At 36.9% G+C, this 19,193-nt stretch carries 18 protein-coding genes; 8 read left to right on the top strand and 10 right to left on the bottom strand.

Annotated elements, in window-relative coordinates:
- The 3 genes from J671_RS19680 to rubA form a co-directional block, all read right to left on the bottom strand.
- Positions 1–851 (bottom strand): alpha/beta fold hydrolase (locus J671_RS19680; protein ID WP_050675056.1); only part of this gene is annotated, 851 nt, incomplete at its 3' end.
- A gap of 53 nt (positions 852–904) precedes the next feature.
- A complete protein-coding gene (gene rubB / locus J671_RS19685; RefSeq protein ID WP_031983163.1) occupies positions 905–2,086 on the bottom strand; it encodes a rubredoxin reductase RubB in 1,182 nt (393 codons plus the stop codon).
- Positions 2,087–2,178: 92 nt separating this feature from the next.
- A complete protein-coding gene (gene rubA / locus J671_RS19690; protein ID WP_000760495.1) occupies positions 2,179–2,343 on the bottom strand; it encodes a rubredoxin RubA in 165 nt (54 codons plus the stop codon).
- A 442-nt stretch (positions 2,344–2,785) separates the two neighbouring features.
- On the opposite strand from rubA, the gene J671_RS0104910 reads away from it, so the two are divergent.
- Positions 2,786–3,226: an SRPBCC family protein gene (locus J671_RS0104910; RefSeq protein ID WP_004888223.1), complete on the top strand. Its 441-nt coding sequence runs from the start codon at positions 2,786–2,788 to the stop codon at positions 3,224–3,226.
- 22 nt (positions 3,227–3,248) lie between these two features.
- Here the strand turns inward: J671_RS0104910 and J671_RS19695 are convergent, their stop codons facing one another.
- Positions 3,249–3,737, bottom strand: coding sequence for a YqiA/YcfP family alpha/beta fold hydrolase (locus J671_RS19695; RefSeq protein ID WP_000697206.1), 489 nt, complete (start codon positions 3,735–3,737; stop codon positions 3,249–3,251).
- Between the two features lie 257 nt (positions 3,738–3,994).
- Between J671_RS19695 and lysS the strand changes: the two genes are divergently transcribed.
- From lysS to cysN, 5 genes are all read left to right on the top strand, one after another.
- Positions 3,995–5,524, top strand: coding sequence for a lysine--tRNA ligase (lysS, locus tag J671_RS19700; protein WP_002054306.1), 1,530 nt, complete (start codon positions 3,995–3,997; stop codon positions 5,522–5,524).
- Positions 5,525–5,710: 186 nt separating this feature from the next.
- Positions 5,711–7,153, top strand: coding sequence for a capsule assembly Wzi family protein (locus tag J671_RS19705; protein ID WP_004888221.1), 1,443 nt, complete (start codon positions 5,711–5,713; stop codon positions 7,151–7,153).
- A 256-nt stretch (positions 7,154–7,409) separates the two neighbouring features.
- A complete protein-coding gene (locus tag J671_RS25385; RefSeq protein ID WP_002054314.1) occupies positions 7,410–7,541 on the top strand; it encodes a hypothetical protein in 132 nt (43 codons plus the stop codon).
- Positions 7,534–8,442 (top strand): sulfate adenylyltransferase subunit CysD, encoded by a 909-nt coding sequence (gene cysD / locus J671_RS19710; RefSeq protein ID WP_000140408.1) that lies wholly within the window; start codon positions 7,534–7,536, stop codon positions 8,440–8,442. The genes J671_RS25385 and cysD overlap by 8 nt, the downstream gene beginning before the upstream one ends.
- A gap of 30 nt (positions 8,443–8,472) precedes the next feature.
- A complete protein-coding gene (cysN, locus tag J671_RS19715; protein WP_004888218.1) occupies positions 8,473–10,086 on the top strand; it encodes a sulfate adenylyltransferase subunit CysN in 1,614 nt (537 codons plus the stop codon).
- A 54-nt stretch (positions 10,087–10,140) separates the two neighbouring features.
- Here cysN and J671_RS19720 read toward each other — a convergent pair whose 3' ends face one another.
- Positions 10,141–10,689: a DUF2239 family protein gene (locus J671_RS19720; RefSeq protein ID WP_004888216.1), complete on the bottom strand. Its 549-nt coding sequence runs from the start codon at positions 10,687–10,689 to the stop codon at positions 10,141–10,143.
- Between the two features lie 222 nt (positions 10,690–10,911).
- Here J671_RS19720 and J671_RS19725 point away from each other — a divergent pair, with 222 nt between their 5' ends.
- Positions 10,912–11,424, top strand: coding sequence for a hypothetical protein (locus J671_RS19725; protein ID WP_002054476.1), 513 nt, complete (start codon positions 10,912–10,914; stop codon positions 11,422–11,424).
- A 44-nt stretch (positions 11,425–11,468) separates the two neighbouring features.
- Here the strand turns inward: J671_RS19725 and J671_RS19730 are convergent, their stop codons facing one another.
- From J671_RS19730 to J671_RS19740, 3 genes are all read right to left on the bottom strand, one after another.
- A complete protein-coding gene (locus J671_RS19730; RefSeq protein ID WP_002054475.1) occupies positions 11,469–12,806 on the bottom strand; it encodes a CitMHS family transporter in 1,338 nt (445 codons plus the stop codon).
- Positions 12,807–13,357: 551 nt separating this feature from the next.
- Positions 13,358–14,683, bottom strand: coding sequence for a hemolysin family protein (locus J671_RS19735; RefSeq protein ID WP_002054376.1), 1,326 nt, complete (start codon positions 14,681–14,683; stop codon positions 13,358–13,360).
- Positions 14,684–14,805: 122 nt separating this feature from the next.
- Entirely contained in the window at positions 14,806–15,795 is a 990-nt protein-coding gene (locus tag J671_RS19740; protein WP_001047619.1) for a LysR family transcriptional regulator, read from the bottom strand.
- A 588-nt stretch (positions 15,796–16,383) separates the two neighbouring features.
- Here J671_RS19740 and J671_RS19745 point away from each other — a divergent pair.
- Complete coding sequence (locus J671_RS19745; RefSeq protein WP_002054455.1) at positions 16,384–17,988, top strand: isocitrate lyase; 1,605 nt, start codon at positions 16,384–16,386, stop codon at positions 17,986–17,988.
- A 62-nt stretch (positions 17,989–18,050) separates the two neighbouring features.
- On the opposite strand, the gene J671_RS19750 is transcribed toward J671_RS19745, so the two are convergent.
- A complete protein-coding gene (locus tag J671_RS19750; RefSeq protein WP_004888215.1) occupies positions 18,051–18,530 on the bottom strand; it encodes a copper resistance protein NlpE in 480 nt (159 codons plus the stop codon).
- 203 nt (positions 18,531–18,733) lie between these two features.
- Complete coding sequence (locus tag J671_RS19755) at positions 18,734–19,057, bottom strand: hypothetical protein (protein WP_004888213.1); 324 nt, start codon at positions 19,055–19,057, stop codon at positions 18,734–18,736.
- Between the last annotated feature and the right edge of the window lie 136 nt (positions 19,058–19,193).

The raw sequence follows: 19,193 nt of genomic DNA on the forward strand, positions 1-19,193 counted from the left end.
AACTTAGCACCGGAAATTGCTTTTGCTACAGCCTTACCGTGGCTTGGTGGAAGTAAGCGGTCACGCGAGCCATGTAAGACTATAGTGGGTTGCTTAATTTCACGGTCCAGTTGCAGTAAGGAACCTGTACATAATATTGCTAAAAACTGTTGAAGTACACCAGCAGGATAATAGCTACGTTGATAAAGTTTTCGTGCAGTTTGTACAGCTTCAATATGGTTAATATAACCAGGAGAACCAATCAATTGGAATAATTTTAAGCTGTGGTTAACAATCCCTTCTTCATCACGTGATTCTGGCTTGCCAATTAAGCTTAAAAGTTGTTTAGGAAACGGTGGAGGTAAAAACGGTTGGTTGTTACTTGTAAACATTAAACCTAATTTTTCTACTTTTTCCGGATATTTTGCAGCAAGTATCTGAGCAATCATGCCGCCCATTGAGGCACCGATCACATGCGCTTTACTTATGCCTAAACGGTCGAGAAGCATCGATACATCATCTGCCATATCATAGAGCGTATAAGGTGCACCTTGATTACTTAACCCTAAAGCAAAGCGCCCCATCAATTTCATGGTATTTAAACGTTTACCCTGATGACGTACTTTCGAAGAAAGGCCAATATCACGGTTATCAAAACGAATAACACGAAAACCTTGATCAATGAGCGATTTACAGAAAAAGTCCGGCCAAAATAGCATTTGGGCACCTAGACCCATAATCAGCAAAATGGTGGGATGTTCTGCTTTTCCTCCTACTTCTACATGCAATTCAATACCATTGCCTAAGTTGACTTTAGTTTCTTGCATAAAAGGAGTGTAGGGTGAAATACTAAATTGTAAGGCGCTATTCATGTTATGCATTCCTTGAAGGGAATACTCTCGAGCGAGCATTCCCAATTTAAACCTTATGCTTGGGCAGGAATAAGATCTGGAACAAGCTTAGTTAACGTTAAACGTTGCTTGCCTGCTGTTGCACCTAACAATACGAAACCACGCAATGTTCCTTCATTGTCAATTGCTTTGGCAAGCATACCATCGTCGAATTCTTCAGTTTCCCAATTTACATCGACATCAACCGGAGCCGGTAAAACTGTAAGCGGTGCAGCCGGAGTTTTTACCGCAACTGGCATAGCGGGGTAATGTACATTTGTCTGTTGACCGCTTAATGTTTTTGCTAGAGCACGCGCTTGTTGCATAATTGGCATTACATAAGGAAGCAGGGTACCGTTCACTTCTGCACAGTCACCAATTGCATAAATATCGGCTTTATTGGTTTTAAGCAAGCTATTGGTAATTACACCACGGCTAGTTTGAATATTTGCGCTTTGAGCAAGAGAAATATTCGGTTGTAAGCCAATGGCTGAAAGCACAATATCAGCGACCAAAGTCTGACCATTTGCCAATGTAACCGCGTAATCTTCACCGTTATTGATTTTACTTACTTTTTCAACGGTTGTGCCTAATGCAAATTTAACCCCAGCTTCTTCAAGATTTTCTTGGAAAGCTGAAGCAATGTGTGAAGGTAATAAACGGCCTAACGGTTGAGGCGCTAAATCAATTACCGTTACATCATATTCGCTATGAAGTAAGTCATTGGCAAATTCACAACCAATCAAACCAGCACCCAAAATCACAACACGTTTATCTTTGCGCTGAGCTAGATTTTCACGGAAAGAACGATAATCAATAAGAGAGTTCACCACATGAATGTCATCACTGCCATCACCTGCAATTGCAAGACGAATCGGGTTAGCACCAACGGCTAAAATCAGTTTTGAATACGGCTGATTTGAAGTTACCCCATCTTTTTCCAGAACAAGCTCATGACGCTCAGCTAAAATTTCTTTTACCCATGTAAAAGGTTCAATACGCATATTGAGCTGCGCACTCATTTTTGCGGCATCACCTAAAGGAATCTGTTCTGGAGCCTTTTTACCTGCAAAAGCGTTAGATAACGTTGGTTTTGCATAGTTCACTGCATCATCCGCACAAATCATCACAAGTTCTTGCTCTGGGTTAAGCTTACGGAACTCACGTGCTAAGGTATAACCCGCCATGCCTGATCCGATAATGACGATTGGATGCATTTTTTTCTCCAGAATTAGAATTGTTCATTTAATACGGTGATTGGTGATATATAAAAAAGACCATGTAAATCATGGCCTTTTAATTTAAGACATTAGATCTCGATCATTTCAAAGTCAGCTTTTGAAACGCCACAATCAGGGCAAGTCCAATCATCAGGGATATCTTCCCATTTTGTTCCAGCTGCAATGCCGTCTTGTGGCCAACCTTCTGCTTCATCGTAAATCCATCCACAAACGATACATTGATATTTTTTCATGAGACTCTCCGCACTGATAAGTTTGCTCAAAGCTGCCTTTCAGTAAAACTATTCCATCTATTAATAATGTAACTACGATCCGTTCAATAATAACTAATGTAGCTTTGATCGGGTATCAAATTTTTACGCAGTTCTACATTTAAAGTAAAGCACATAAGGGAGTTTAATCATTCGTAAGCAAAGATGAATGGCATATCGAGACAAATAAGTGGTTATTTAGGCAAAACTTCCACTTAAACGCATAATAAATCATATGTTTTTATTCACTCACTAATGTAATAAGACCTTACGTGATATGAAGGGTTACAAAAAGAACAAAGCATTTATATAAATAAAGCTCTTAAAAACATAAGCTGATTAATAAATAGACAGATAAATTGATGTTTATATAAAACGAGAAAGTTTATTGAACACTTGAGTAACAGAGATAAGGAAATTGAATATGGAAATTCTAGTATATGAAGTAGAAATTAATGCGCCTATAGAAAAAGTATGGGACATACTCTGGAATAGCGAGACATATAATGCATGGACAAAATTCTTTGCACCGGATTCTTCAATGAAGACGGACTGGAAAGTTGGCGGTAATACATATTTTCTAGACGGAGAAGGAAATGGAATGGTTTCAACCATTGAAGAAATGAAAAAGCCTGAAGTATTAATTTTTAAACATTTAGGAATGATTAAAGAAGGAAAAGAAGACTTAGAAAGTGAAGAGGTGAAAAGCTGGAGTGGTTCGTTAGAAAAATATTTTTTAAGCCAAAATGGGAATACTACAACTTTAAAAGTTGAATTGGCCACCTTACCTGAATATATCGGTATGTTAAAAAGTGGCTTTGTTCAAGGTTTTGAAGTTGTAAAACATATTGCTGAAGGAAGTTAATTTATCTTATTCAGTTAATTGTTTAGGCAAAGTATTTTTTATGAATTTTAGAAATAAGATCATTGAGACGAGAAGGATAAGCAAGACGATGATGGCCTCCGTCATATGTTTCTACTGTCATATAAGGTGAAAGCTTTTCCTGTACTTGGTACATATCAAGTTGCTCGTCTCCTAATTCTAAATAAGCCATTTTAGGATTAGAGTGATCAAGATCTTCATCACAAAGGTCGGGATAATCATTACGAAAACTAGGATTAAGGCTTGGATTGGCAACAACAACAGCTAACTTATGTTGAGCAGCTGTTTTTAAAGCCCAATAGCCACCAAGGCTATGACCAACTAATAAATCTGGTTTAATCGTTTCAATTGCTTGATGATAAAAGTCCTTCACTGAGGCATAACTCAAGTTACGATAATCCACATCAATACAAAATTTTTCAGGATGCAAGATGGCATGGAATTTTGTTGATTCACGAGAAGAATCCAAGCCATGTAAAAATAGAATTTTCATTATTTGCTACACAATCTCATAGATAAAATAAAAGGCAAAATAGGCCTTTTAAAAATCGAGGTTATTTGGATTTTTTTATATTTTACTTAAAGCTAAAAAAAATGATCTTAGCGATTGGTCTAACTAATTTTCATCATTCAAACCGCCTTTAATTTGATGGCTTTGACTTTTTTCATTTTTGTTTGATTGAAATCATTCGAAAAACCTCAGCAATCTGTTAAGCTATGCCACTTCATTTTTACTTAATCGAGGCAGAGATGACGCAACAAAACGCTCAATCGACTTCTGAACCAACTATTTCCGAAAACGATTTAATTGCACAGCGTCATGCCAAATTAAAGCAAATCCAAGATGTTGCAAAGGATACTGGAAAGAGTCCTTGGCCAAATACATTCAAACGTGAACATTACGCTGCTGATCTACAAGAACAATTTAAAGATCAGTCGAAAGAACAAATTGAAAGCGCTGAACATGTATATGTAAAAGTCGCTGGCCGTGTCATGTTAAACCGTGGTTCTTTTATGGTGATTCAAGATATGACTGGTCGCATTCAGTTATATGTTGACCGTAAAGGTTTACCAAAAGATACGCTTGAAACGATTAAAGGTTTAGACCTAGGCGACATTATTGCTGCTGAAGGTTATATTGGTCGTTCAGGCAAAGGTGACTTGTATGTACACCTTGAAGGTTTTGAACTTCTTACAAAATCACTTCGTCCGTTGCCAGATAAATTTCATGGTTTGAACGATACAGAAGTTAAATACCGTAAACGTTACCTTGATCTAATCGTAAATGAAGAAACCCGTAAGACTTTTGAAATTCGTGCCAAAGTTGTTGCAGGTATTCGCGCATTTTTAACAAATGAACGTTTCATGGAAGTTGAAACGCCAATGATGCATGTGATTCCAGGTGGTGCGTCTGCACGTCCGTTTGAAACGCATCACAATGCTCTAGATATGCCATTATTCTTGCGTATTGCACCTGAGCTTTACTTAAAGCGTTTGGTTGTTGGTGGTTTTGAGCGCGTGTTTGAAATTAACCGTAACTTCCGTAATGAAGGGGTGTCAACGCGTCACAACCCTGAATTTACAATGATCGAGTTTTATCAAGCTTATGCTGATTATAAAGACTTGATGGCTTTAACTGAAAACATGCTTGAAAAGCTAGCTCTTGATATTTTAGGTACGACTGATGTGCCTTACCAAGGTGAAGTGTTTAGCTTTAAAGGGCCATTCAAGAAAATCTCTATGTTCGATGCGATTTTAGAGAATAACCCTCAGTTCACACCTGAAAATGTAGGTGATCGTGAGTTCCTTGCAAAATTTGTGCGTGAAGAGCTGAAAGAAGAAGTTAAACCTGGTTTCGGTTTAGGTAAACTTCAAACAATTGTATTTGAAGAAACGGTTGAGACTAAACTCCGTCAACCTACTTTTATTACTGAATATCCAGCCGAGACTTCTCCACTCGCTCGTCGTAATGATGACAATCCGCACATTACCGATCGTTTTGAATTTTTCATCGGCGGACGTGAATTGGCAAATGGCTTTAGCGAGTTAAATGATCCGATTGATCAGGCTGAACGTTTCCAAGCTCAGGTTGCGGAAAAAGATGCAGGTGATGATGAAGCAATGCATTACGATGCAGAGTTTGTTGAAGCGCTTGAATATGGTTTACCTCCAACAGCGGGTGAAGGTATTGGTATTGACCGTTTGGTTATGCTTTTTGCAGATGCGCCAAGTATTCGTGATGTAATTTTATTCCCGCATATGCGTCGTAAAGAAGGTTAATTTAATATTCAATAAAAAAGGCAGTGTAAACTGCCTTTTTTATTAACTATTTATATATAAAAAAAACTTAAATTATAGAAAACTTAAGACCTCGTTAAAAAATGTAATTGCACAGTTTAACAATTGCAAATTTGCAATAAAAAAATTAATGTGTTGCTCATAAATAACTTTGAGAATTGTGCTGACATGTTTTTAAGAAAAACACTTTCAATTGCATTATTAGCTACTGCCTCATCAGCTGTTTTTGCCCAAGGTTTGGTGCTTAATAATGATGATTTACGTACAGATTTAAATTGGTTAAATCAGCAAGGTGTCATTAACATCAGTACTTCTACTTGGCCTTTAAGTGGTGATGAAATTCAGCGTGCACTCTCTCAGGCTAAAGTAACACATCCAGCTCAACAAAAAGTTATTAACTCAGTTCTCAATGCATTAAAGGCAGATAACGATACAGTTAAAGTGGGTGCTTTTGCTGGAACAGATATCAAAGATATTCCTCAAGCATTTGGGAATAATCATAAATCACAGTATCAAGGCTCTGTAGAGTTTAATGCTGGTGGTGAAAACTGGGATGCAAAAATCCGTGTAAACGCAGAAAAAGATCCGCAAATTGATAATGGTCATGATGCCAATGTGGAAGGTTCGTATGTCGCTGGTAAAATCTGGAACCAATGGGTTGTTGCCGGTCAAATTCCAACATGGTGGGGACCTGGGCATGATGGTAGTTTAATCCGTGGTGATGCAAGTCGTCCTGTTTATGGGGTGACAGCTCAAAGAGCTATACAAAATGCATTTGATACCAAATGGTTATCTTGGATTGGGCCTTGGCAATACCAACTATTTGCAGGTCAGTTAGATGATTATAAAGCTATTCCACATGCTAAGTTATTAGGTTTGCGTGTTACTGCAAGTCCATTACCTTACTTGGAACTAGGTGCTTCACGAACTTTACAATGGGGTGGTGAAGGGCGTTCTGAAAGTTGGAACTCATTATGGAATGCAATTAAAGGTAATGATAATGTTTATGATGCAGCTGAAGACAGATCTAATCAAATTGCTGGATTTGATGCTCGTTTAAATCTTCAATCACTTTTAAATGCCCCTGTTGGTATTTATGGTCAATATGTAGGTGAAGATGAAGCGGGGCACTTACCATCGAAGAAAATGTATTTAGCTGGTGCTGATTATTCTTCTAGCTATAAAAATATGCCTTATCAACTTTATGCTGAATGGGCAGATACACGTACTAATGGCGATGTAAAAGGAATTTCTTATAACCATTATATTTATACAGATGGTTATTACCAGCATGGTTTCCCTCTAGGGCATGCAATGGGTGGTGATGGTCAAATGTATTCTGTTGGTGGCGATATTCGATTTGACACGATGAATCGCTTAAGTGGTCGTGCAATGGTTGTTAAAGTGAATGAATCTAACTTGGCAATCAATAAAGCTTTCCCTAAAGAAGATAAAATTAAAGCGCTTGATTTAACTTGGACGCATTACATCAAACCAGATCTTCCATTAAAAATTAATGGTTGGATTAGTGACTCTGATTTAGAGGGTAATGATTCAGGTGCATCTATTGGTATTGAAATTCCGTTAGAACGTAAAATGTTTGGTTTCTAAGAATTAAATAATGCTATAGAAAGAGAGAAGCTAAAATGGCTTCTCTTTTTTTATTGTATTTAAAGAAATCTAAAGATGAGATCGTGATTTGCTTCGGTTAACGATGCGAGCTAGGATGGACATGTTATCTATGCGAATCAGTATCTTACATTTATATGATGAATTTGAATATCAATATGAAAAAACAAGCAAAAGAAAACAGTTTTAAATCACTATAATGCATAACTAATGCTATAAGCCTCATAAAGGCTTGTGGTTGGATTATTTATCACAAAAAATTGGAGTTGTTATGGCACTCGTTCCTCCACATGGTCTTCTAAGTGGTGGTTTAATACCACTTCTAGATTTTATGGGCAAAATGGATAGAGAAGGACGTGTTCATGACTGAATCAAGACTTACACATCTCAAGCAACTTGAAGCTGAAAGTATTCATATTATTCGTGAAGTTGCGGCAGAATTTGAAAACCCAGTCATGCTTTACTCAATTGGTAAAGACTCGGCTGTAATGCTCCATCTTGCATTAAAAGCATTTTATCCTGCGAAGCTTCCTTTTCCTTTATTACATGTAGACACTGGATGGAAGTTTAAAGACATGATCGCGTTTCGCGATAACATGGCAAAAACGCATGGCTTTGATTTAATTGTTCATCAGAACAAAGAAGGCCGTGAAGCAGGTATCAATCCATTTGATCATGGTAGCTCAAAATATACAGATATTATGAAAACCCAAGCTTTAAAACAGGCTCTGGACAAATATCAATTTGATGCTGCTTTTGGTGGTGCGCGCCGTGATGAAGAAAAATCACGTGCGAAAGAGCGTGTGTATTCATTCCGTGATAGTAAGCACCGTTGGGATCCTAAAAACCAACGTCCTGAACTTTGGAATCTTTACAATGGTAAAGTGAACAAAGGCGAAAGTATTCGTGTATTCCCATTATCAAACTGGACTGAGTTAGATATTTGGCAATATATCTATTTAGAAAATATTCAAATTGTTCCTCTTTATTTCTCTGCTGTTCGTCCTGTGGTTGAGCGTAGTGGTACGCTCATTATGGTGGATGATGAACGCATGCGTTTAAAAGAGGGTGAAGTTCCGCAAATGAAGTCTGTACGTTTCCGTACGCTAGGCTGTTATCCATTAACAGGTGCAGTCGAGTCTGAAGCTGATACATTGCCAGAAATTATTCAGGAAATGTTATTGGCAACAAGTTCTGAGCGTCAAGGTCGTATGATTGACCATGATGAAGCAGGCTCAATGGAAAAGAAAAAGCAAGAAGGCTATTTCTAAGACAGTTTCTAAATTTGTGGAGTTTGAGCAATGTCTCATCAATCAGACTTAATCAGCCAAGACATTCTGGCTTATTTAAAACAACATGAACAAAAAGACCTTTTACGCTTTTTGACTTGCGGTAATGTAGATGATGGTAAAAGTACCTTAATTGGCCGTTTACTTTACGATTCAAAATTGATTTATGAAGATCAATTGCAAGCTGTAACACGTGACAGTAAGAAAGTGGGTACAACAGGTGATGCACCGGACTTGGCATTACTTGTAGATGGTTTGCAGGCCGAGCGTGAGCAGGGTATTACCATTGATGTAGCTTATCGCTATTTCTCGACTGAAAAGCGTAAATTTATTATTGCTGATACACCGGGACATGAACAATATACCCGTAACATGGCAACTGGTGCATCGACTGCTGATCTTGCAATCATTTTGATTGATGCACGTTATGGTGTACAAACTCAGACTCGTCGCCATACATTTATTGCAAGTTTGCTTGGTATTAAGAATATTGTAGTTGCCATTAATAAAATGGACTTGGTTGAATATTCACCTGAGCGCTTTAATGAAATTCAGATTGAATATGATGCATTCGTGAGCCAGTTAGGTGATCGTCGCCCAGCCAATATTTTATTTGTTCCAATTTCTGCTTTGAATGGCGATAACGTTGTAAATCCATCGGCTCATACTCCTTGGTATAAAGGCCAGACTTTGATGAGTATTCTTGAGTCTGTGGAAATTAGCCGTGAGTCAAATAAACATGAATTCCGTTTCCCAGTTCAATATGTGAACCGTCCAAACCTCGATTTCCGTGGCTTTGCGGGTACGGTTGCTTTAGGTGAAATTAAAGTTGGTGATGAAATTGTAGCGTTACCTTCTGGTAAGCGTTCTACAGTTAAAGAAATTGTTACTTTTGACGGTAACCTTGAGCAGGCAGTTGCAGGCCAAGCAGTTACATTAACGTTAAATGATGAAATTGATATTAGTCGCGGAAACGTGCTGGTACGTGCAGGTGAGCAACCATTAATTTCACGTAGCGTTCGTGCTTCTGTGGTATGGATGAATGAGCATCCACTTGTAAAAGGTAAGTTGTACAATATTAAGATTGGTACACAAACCGTTCCAGCAAAAGTGACGAACATTCACTACCGTGTAAATGTGAATACACTTGAGCATACTCAGGTCGAAGAGCTTGAGTTAAATGCAATTGCGGATGTTGTGGTTGAGTTCGATGCTCCAGTCGTGTTTGACCGTTATCAAGATTCGCGTTACACAGGTTCATTTATATTTATTGACCGTTTAAGTAACGTGACCGTTGGTGCGGGCATGGTAGAGGCGGCTGTAGAATGGACTGCTCATAGCAATGCTGTTACTGCCGAAGACCGTGCTGCTCGTTTAGGTCAAAAACCTGCCGCTATTGGTGTTTCTGCACAATTAATTGAAAAAGCTCAAGCTTTAGAAAGTTTGCTGATTCAGCAAGGTGTAGTTGCAATTGCAAAAGCAAGCTTAACAGCTGAGCAATTGGTTCTATTACGTGAGACGGGTGTTGTGGTTATCACAACTTCTGTGGAAGGTATAGATACAGAGATAACTGCTGAAACTGTGGAAGAAGCAGTAGAAAAAATCGTGGAATTGGTTCGTCTTTAATAGATTGAAAATGAGTTCTAAAAAAACCCGCGTAAGCGGGTTTTTTTATTGAGTTTAGAAAATATTTTGAGTTTTTAACATTAAATATTCTCTTAAATCTTTAGGATAGTTCTGAATCATCTTTAAAAATGTATCTCGATCACCTTGATATAAGGCACGTGTTGCTTCTTCATAATTTGGCATATTACCTAACATGGCAGACATAAAACGATCGATGGCTTGTTTGGCGAGCATAATATTGCCTTCCGAATTTGGGTTATTTAACTCTTTATCAATTAACTTGCGAATCACTGCTGATGCACTCGCACTTTGTTGATCTAACCAATCCCAATGTTTTTTCTGTAAAGTGATTTCACGCGAAATTACGCCAAGTTTAGGTCGTCCAACTTTTTTAATTTCTTCCGGCTCAGCATAACGTTGTTGAAATTCTTGTTCCGAACCAGAAAGGTCAAGATCAATTTGTTGACCTGTTTGATCATTAAAAATCAGAATATTTTCCGTTGTTTTCGGAAGTTCTTTGAGTTTTTTTGCAAGTTCAACAAGGGAGTCACTCGCAATAAACGTGCTTCCAGTGAAAGCAGTATAGGTGATTTTAGTATTCATTTTAGCCGTATATTTTTATCAGGGTAAAATAATATTATCAGGGTAAAATTAATTTGGCAAATAGTAAAATTCATAACCAAAGAATTATCAGGTTTTATGAATGTAGTCTCTTAGATTAGGACTATAAAAATAGTCAAGATAATCGACCATTTAAAATTTTGTTCTGCTTTAATATTGCTTTTATGAGAGAATGTGTCTTTAGTTGTATGTATAAGGACTCCTATGTTTGAGCAATCTCCTGAATCTTTAAGCGATATCGAAATTTTAGACATTTTACAGTCGATGAAAAAAGATAAGCTAGATACGGAAGCACATGAGATCATCCGTAGCGGGGGGAAAGCAGGACGTCAGGAAGCGCATAAACAGGCTTTGGTAGCACTAAATACAAATTTTGAAGAGAAATTTGTAGAAGCAGTTACTCTTGCACTAGGTTTAAATGCAGCTCAAGCTAAAAAAATTCGCTATAAAAAAGATCGAATTCGTATTTTAAAAGCACGTGGTATTGATTATTTAGCTATTGATGGGGCAGAAACAGCGCAAGTTTTGGCACAAATTTCACAAGCAATTGTTCGTGAAGATGGGATAGTTACCCATGACTTACATGATATCTTCCCATTTTGGAAAGAAGGTTGGCCAATGGTGCAATTTGATAATGCCTATAAAATTTTAGAAGAAGATATTACCTTGCACTTTCATGCGTTCTTAGATGCCATGATTGAGTATGTGAATAAATAAAAAAAAGCCCCAATTGGGGCTTTTTTTTTTATAGCAGAATATGCTTAGATTGCACTAAAAAGTGGGAAAACACCAATCACTAAAGCTGTACCCATTAACACCATACAAGTAATAAATGCCCATTTAAAAGTGAACTTTTGATGATCTGCAAAATCGACTTTAGCAAGACCACATAACAAGTAAGTTGATGGAACAAGAGGTGATAATAAGTGTACAGGTTGACCTACAATTGAAGCACGAGCAATCGCTTCTGGACTAATACCATAATGTGAAGCAGCTTCGGCAAGAATAGGCAATACACCATAGAAGAATGCATCGTTTGACATAAAGAACGTCAAAGGCATGCTTACCAACGCTGTAATTGGTGCAAGATATGGTCCCATGCTTGCAGGAATCATTGCGACAAATTCTTTAGACATCGCTTCAACCATGCCTGTGCCAGATAAAATCCCTGTAAAAATCCCTGCCGCAAAAATTAAACCGACAACAGCCAAGATACTATCTGCATGCATAGCGATACGTTTCTTCTGCATATCAACATCTGGATAGTTAATAAGCATCGCAATACAGAACGCCAGCATGAATAACACTGACATTGGTAAAATACCTTTGATCAACGCAATCATAAGAATAATGGTAAGTACCATATTTACTTTACGTAAATGTGGACGAGTCGCTTCCGGATCTTTTGAAACGGTAATGTTGTCACCATGGTGACTTTCAAGCTCAATTACCCCTAGACGTTTTTGCTCATAACGACCATATAAATATGCCAAGAAGAATAACCAGCCAATACTAATCACCATTGGAATGATCATTGGTACAAAAATATGGCTTGGGTCGACTTGAAGCGCACTCGCTGCACGAGCAGTAGGGCCTCCCCATGGTGTTAAATTCATGACACCACTACATAACAACATAAGTGCTGTCATGATCAGTGTATTCATACCTAGACGTTGATAGAGAGGAAGCATTGCTGCGACACAAATCATATATGTAGTCGAGCCATCACCATCAAGAGAAACTAATGTAGTTAAAAAAACGGTCCCTAATGTAATTTTTAGAGGGTCACCTTTAACTTTTTTCAAAATCCATTTAACCGGAGGATCGAAAAGACCTGCGTCGATCATTAAGGCAAAATATAAAATCGCGAATAATAGCATTACGCCAGTAGGCGCAAGTTTTTTGATGCCTTCTAGCATCATTTCGCTGAGACCCTTAAGCTCAATATGACTTAAGCTTTCAAAATAATGACCAAGGCCCCAGGCGATAAGAGAAAAAATAAATGGGATAAGAATTAAAGCAATAATAGGGCTTAAACGTTTGGACATGATTAAATACATGAAGCATAAAATCATGCCAACACCAAGTAATGTCAGCATACAATCAATCCTTTGCCTTTAGTTTTACTGAACAAGTTTATTCAAAACTCTGACTTTGATTATTCTTATGAATTTTTATTAAAAAGACAAATAATATATTTAGTTTATTTGGTTAATATATATTCACTTGGAAAGGTATATTCTAGGAAAATACTGAATATATATATTATTGGTATAGTCTATTTATAATATATAGTAGTTATTATTAGAGCATATAAAACCTTTATCATATTTGGAATTATCATATATTTTTAACAATTATATTTGTTTTTGAATGCTGAAATGAGAAGTATACCCATTTACATTGCTTGCTATAGCTACGTTACATAAGTAAGAGGAAGCTGTAAATGCTTTATGTGCAAATTTTTATTTCTATTTAATTAAAAATTTTTATTTTAATTAAAGAGTTAATTTATATATTTAAAAATATGATTAAGATAATAAATTAAACTTTTAAAATGACAATATCTTAAAATAAGTATGAGTTTAAAAATTATTTTATTAAAAAAATATCCCGCTTTAATTAGCAGGATATTTTGCACCAAAATAAATCAATTTTCATCTGGTGTTGAGGGGAGGTCAGATTTTTCTAATACACGTGTTACCAGTAACTGATCAATTTTAAAATGGTCCACATCGACAACTTCGAATTTATAACCACCGAATTCAACAAAATCTGCGGGGCGAGGAATTTTGCGTAAACGGTACATCATAAATCCGGCTAATGTTTCATAATTTTCTTCATCAGGCATTTCATCAATTTCTAGAGCATGTCTTAGGTCATCAATTGGTGTACTTCCATCAATTAACCAAGAATTATTATCACGTTTAATAATTTGCTGCTCTTCTTCAATTGGGGTAACCCAATCGCCCATAACGGTAATCATAATATCGCTTAAGGTAATAACACCGACCACAAGCGCGTATTCGTTAATTACAACGGCAAATTTTTCTTTTGTTGAGCGGAAGCGATCAAGTAATTCAGAAAGTGTTAAAGTGTCAGGAATAATGAGAACATTACGTATAGTTGATTCATTTAACTGTGTAGGCGATTGATTATTTAAAATACGAACTAAAAAATCTTTGGCATCTACATAACCAATAACCTGATCAATATTTTCATTACAAACCAAAAATTTAGAATAAGGATATTCCGCTAGTTTTTGTCGAATGCTGTCTTCATGTTCATTTAAAGTAAAATACACAACATTTTCACGCGTTGTCATACTTGACGGCACTGTGCGTTCTTCAAGCTCAAATACATTTTCAATAAAGTGATGTTCTTGTTTCTGAAGTACGCCTGCTTGGGCACCAGCATCCATAACTGCTGAAATATCATCAAAAGTTATATTATCTTCACGTGTTGTATTTACTTTAAATAAGCGAAATAACAAGTTTGCAATTGCGTTGATTCCCCAAGCTAAAGGCTTACAGATTTTAATAAAAATCTGAATAGGATTAATCACGCTAATTGCGATTTTTTCAGGTGCAATCATTGCCAATCGTTTTGGCATGAGATCGGCAAATAAAATAAATAAAGAAGTTACCAAGGTGAAAGATAGGGCGAAACCAATTGTTTGCGTCCACGGACCTTGGTAAAAGCGGTCAACTAAGTTGACAAAGAAAGGACGAAATGCAGCTTCACCCAAGATACCGCCTAAGATTGCGACAGCATTTAGGCCAATTTGGGATGCTGCAAAAAAGTCTGCAGATTGTTCTTGTAAATCAAGTACCTGTTGAGCACGTTCTTCGCCAGCTTCGGCCAAAATTTTTAACTTTACTTTTCTGGCACCAGCTAGAGCAATTTCAGTTAAAGATAAAAAGCCTGCTGCGATGATGAGCAGTACGATGATAATGATATTTTGAAAGAGACTCACAAATCACCCGAGGATCATCATTATTATGACTATGTTTTAACACAAAAAAGCGCTGAGGTAATCAGATTGATTGCTCAGCGCTTAAGATAATGTTTGAAAGAGACAATTAAATTAAAATTTATTTAATAGTGGGAAAATTGTGAATTATTAGTTAGGAATTCACGATTTTCCTCTTCGATCATTTGGCGAGCAACGAATAAAATAAGTTGGCGTAACCAGCGATGAGCTGGATGATGATGTAATAATGGACACCATGCCATCTTGAGTTCGAACTCAGGAATATAAAACGGTGGATCCTTAATGACTAATTTTGGATTTTGTGCTTGCAAACGAGCCATTCGAGTTGGAAGCGTCGCAATCAAATCAACATTTTGAGCAAGTAATGCTGGCATTTGATAGTGGCGCGTAAACACAGAAATTTTACGACGTTGACCAATACGTTCTAATGCCTGATCAATCCAGCCTAGGCCACCTTGTTTGTCAGGGTTTACCCCAAAACCTACACCCATACCAGTTTTAGATACCCAAATATGTTGAGCATCTAAATAGCTTTTTAAGTTTAAATGAGTAACAGCAGGGTGTTTGTCATTTAAAATACAGCTAAAGCTATCACGCCAAACTAAAACTTGGTGGAAGCTTTGTGGAATTTCATTGAAGCGATTAATTGCTAGATCAACTTTACCTTGCTCCATGTCTCTATATGACACGTCACTTGGAGTGAGAAAATCGAGTACAACGTTGGGTGCTTCAGAGCGTAGAGCTTTAACAAGACGAGGAACTAGGGTTGCTTCTGCATAGTCAGAAGTCATAATACGGAAAACGCGATTACTGGTATAAGGGCGGAATTCGGTACGCGGTTCCAAAATCATGGAAAGATCAGAAAGGGCATCGCGAATACGTGGTTGTAATTCAAGCGCACGTTCTGTCGGCGTCATCCCTTCAGATGAACGGATCAGGAGAGGGTCATTAAATAAATTACGCAAACGGCGTAAAATATTACTCATGGCAGGTTGAGTAACACCAAGTTGTTCGGCTGCGCGAGTAACATTTTTTTCACGAAGAAGAACATCAAGATATATTAATAGATTAAGATCTACCCGCTCCAGATTCATAAAAAAAATACCGAAAATAAAACCCTAAAATTGTTTCAAATTATGCCATATTTAAAGAACATTGTGTGAAAAAATGATGAGAAAAACGACATTTTTTGTTGAAATTAAGTATGCCTGAAAAGCACCTCAAATGCTCGATTTTGTTATCTTTGATATGTTTTTATATTTGTAGTTATGGAAGAAATATTTTTAATTAATATTTAGTATTGTTCTAGCATGTTGATTGACTTTTTTCATTGGCAAAAGTCGCCTAATTTACAATTGACTTTTAACACTAAAAATGAATGGAAAAATCTTAAGAACTGTATAAAAATAAAACTTGGAGAGTTTTTTGATCAAAATACTATACTCCTTTAGGATTATTTTGTTTTTATAAACAAAGTGTTATGTTTTTTAGTTTTACTTATAATATCGATTTATTGGTATATTTTTTAAATAAATACTGAAGATTAACGAAGGATATTGGATTAATTGATTGGCTAAGTCTAAGCTGTGTACATGAAGAAGCAGCTGGTGTCATAAGAAATTTAAGTAACATGACTCTAGGCTTCGATCGATGAAATCCTAAAATGAATACAGGACAATATCATGACTACATATCAAACAGCGATTGATGCAGTACGTGAATTAAAATCAAAATTCGGCAACACTTGGGCAGACATTAGCCCAGAAGATGCTGCTCGTATGCAACTTCAAAACCGTTTCAAAACAGGTTTAGATATTGCTAAGTATACAGCTGCGATTATGCGTCGTGATATGGCTGAATACGATGCTGATTCAAGCAAATATACTCAATCATTAGGTTGCTGGCATGGTTTCATCGCTCAACAAAAAATGATTGCTAACAAAAAATACTTCGGTACTACTAGCAAACGTTATATCTACCTTTCTGGTTGGATGGTTGCTGCACTTCGTTCAGAATTCGGTCCACTTCCTGACCAATCTATGCACGAAAAAACTTCAGTACCTGCTTTAATCGAAGAAATCTACACTTTCTTACGTCAAGCTGATGCAAAAGAATTAAATGACTTGTTCCGTGCTTTAAACAAAGCAAAAGAAGCGGGTGACTCTGCGAAAGTAGCTGAAATCACAGCTCAAATCGACAACTTCGAAACTCACGTTGTGCCAATTATTGCGGACATCGATGCTGGTTTCGGTAACGAAGAAGCAACTTACTTACTTGCTAAGAAAATGATTGAAGCTGGTGCTTGTGCGCTTCAAATCGAAAACCAAGTATCTGATGCAAAACAATGTGGTCACCAAGCTGGTAAAGTAACTGTTCCACATGCTGACTTCATCGCTAAGATCCATGCTCTTCGTTATGCATTCTTAGAATTAGGTGTAGAAGAAGGCGTTATTGTTGCTCGTACTGACTCTGAAGGTGCTGACCTTACTCAAAGCATCCCAGTAGTTAAAGAACCAGGTGACATCGCCTCTAAATATATTAGCTACTTAGACACTCAAGAAATTGATATTTCTGAAGCAACTGATGATGAAATCTTAATTAAACGTGATGGCAAGTTACACCGTCCAACTCGTTTAGCTTCTGGTTTATATCAATTCCGTGAAGGTACTCAGATTGACCGTGTTGTACTTGACTGTATCACTAGCCTTCAAAATGGTGCTGACTTACTTTGGATCGAAACTCCGACTCCAAACGTAAAAGAAATTGCACACATGGTTAACCGTGTTAAAGAAGTGGTTCCAAATGCGAAGCTTGTTTACAACAACAGCCCATCATTCAACTGGACTTTAAACTTCCGTCAACAAGCGTATGACCGTTGGGTTGCTGAAGGTAAAGATGTATCTGCTTACGACCGTGCTAAATTAATGAGCGCTGAGTACGACAACACTGAATTAGCTGCTGATGCTGATGAAAAAATCCGTACTTTCCAAGCAGACGCTGCGCGTGAAGCTGGTGTGTTCCATCACTTGATCACACTTCCTACATACCACACTGCTGCTCTTTCTACTCACGAATTGGCACAAGGTTACTTCGGTGATCAAGGTATGTTAGCTTATGTTGCTGGCGTACAACGTAAAGAAATCCGTGGCGGTATCGCATGTGTGAAACACCAAGCAATGGCTGGTTCAGACATCGGTGATGATCACAAAGAAATCTTCGCTGGTGAAAACGCACTTAAAGCTGGTGATGACTCTAAAAACACAATGAACCAATTCTCAGCTCACTAAGAATTGACTTCATAAAAAACCGCTCAAATGAGCGGTTTTTTTATTTATATTGAAAAAATTTATTAGTCTTCTTTTTTCAACACATAATGTTCAGCCAAAGAACCTTCAACTTTTTTACCTTCCATGTCTAATGCAGTAGCAGTATTCTCACCAATAAAGAATTTACGGTTTTGAGCTTTATCATCTAAGGTAATAACAGAAGTATTGTCTTTATCGAAAGCAAACTTACCGTGTGTTTCAAATGGGTTTGTATCACCTTTACCTAAATAAGTTTCATTCAACTCATAAGTTTTATCATCTTTTAATTTTAATTCAGTTTTGATGCCTTCACAGTCTGCGCAAGGAAGTGTTCCTTTGTATTTACCATTCCAGTCGAGAGAGTTCTCTGCTGTATGTTCAGTATCTACGGCAACAGCATTACTTGCTTCAGTAGTTTGTACAGGGGTAGATGCATCAGAAGTTGTCTCTGTTTTATTTTCGTGTTTATTACATGCGACAAGGAGAGTACTCATAAGTGCAATTGCTAATAATGATTTTTTCATAATGACCAAAACCTCAAAATAAAAAATAAAAAGTATTTAAAGCCTAGAAAAAAAGAAAATAAAATAAAAGCGTTACTATGTTGCTTAATTTTATCAAAAGGTAAAGTGAATGCTTATTAGGAACCTTTTAATAGTAATTTTTAAAATTAAGTTGGTGGGGTAGAGGTATCCATTCGGGCGATTTAATGGATACCTGTTTTTAATTATGGCTGTGCAGAAACTCCACCTAGAGAGTCGCATGCTGCTTTATAAAGTTCATATTGCTTCTTTACCACTTCATCTAAAGGCATAGCGAATAATTCTTCACCCTCTTTATAACTTTCTACATAAGTGGTCGCTTTATCTTTACTCACGGCTAAAGTTTGTTGGTAATAAGAATTGATAGAGCTTGTAGGCATTTCACTGGTTTCAACATTTTTACATTGAAAATTATTTAATAGTTTTTCTGCACGTTTGAGCTCACTAGATTGGCCAAAAATACACCCAGTTAAAAATACAAAAGGTACTAACACGAAAAAGATTTTCATGGAAAAAATTTATAAGAGCGAGGATGGGCGCTATTGTATAAATAATTCCATGCTTTACTGTGGTTTTATGTTAGACATTGACTATTTTTTAACTCATTAAAATAAAAAAATTGTTTCTAAGTTTGTAATGACCTCT

This window comes from Acinetobacter sp. 1130196, assembly GCF_000588095.1.
Taxonomy (GTDB): Bacteria; Pseudomonadota; Gammaproteobacteria; order Pseudomonadales; family Moraxellaceae; genus Acinetobacter; species Acinetobacter nosocomialis.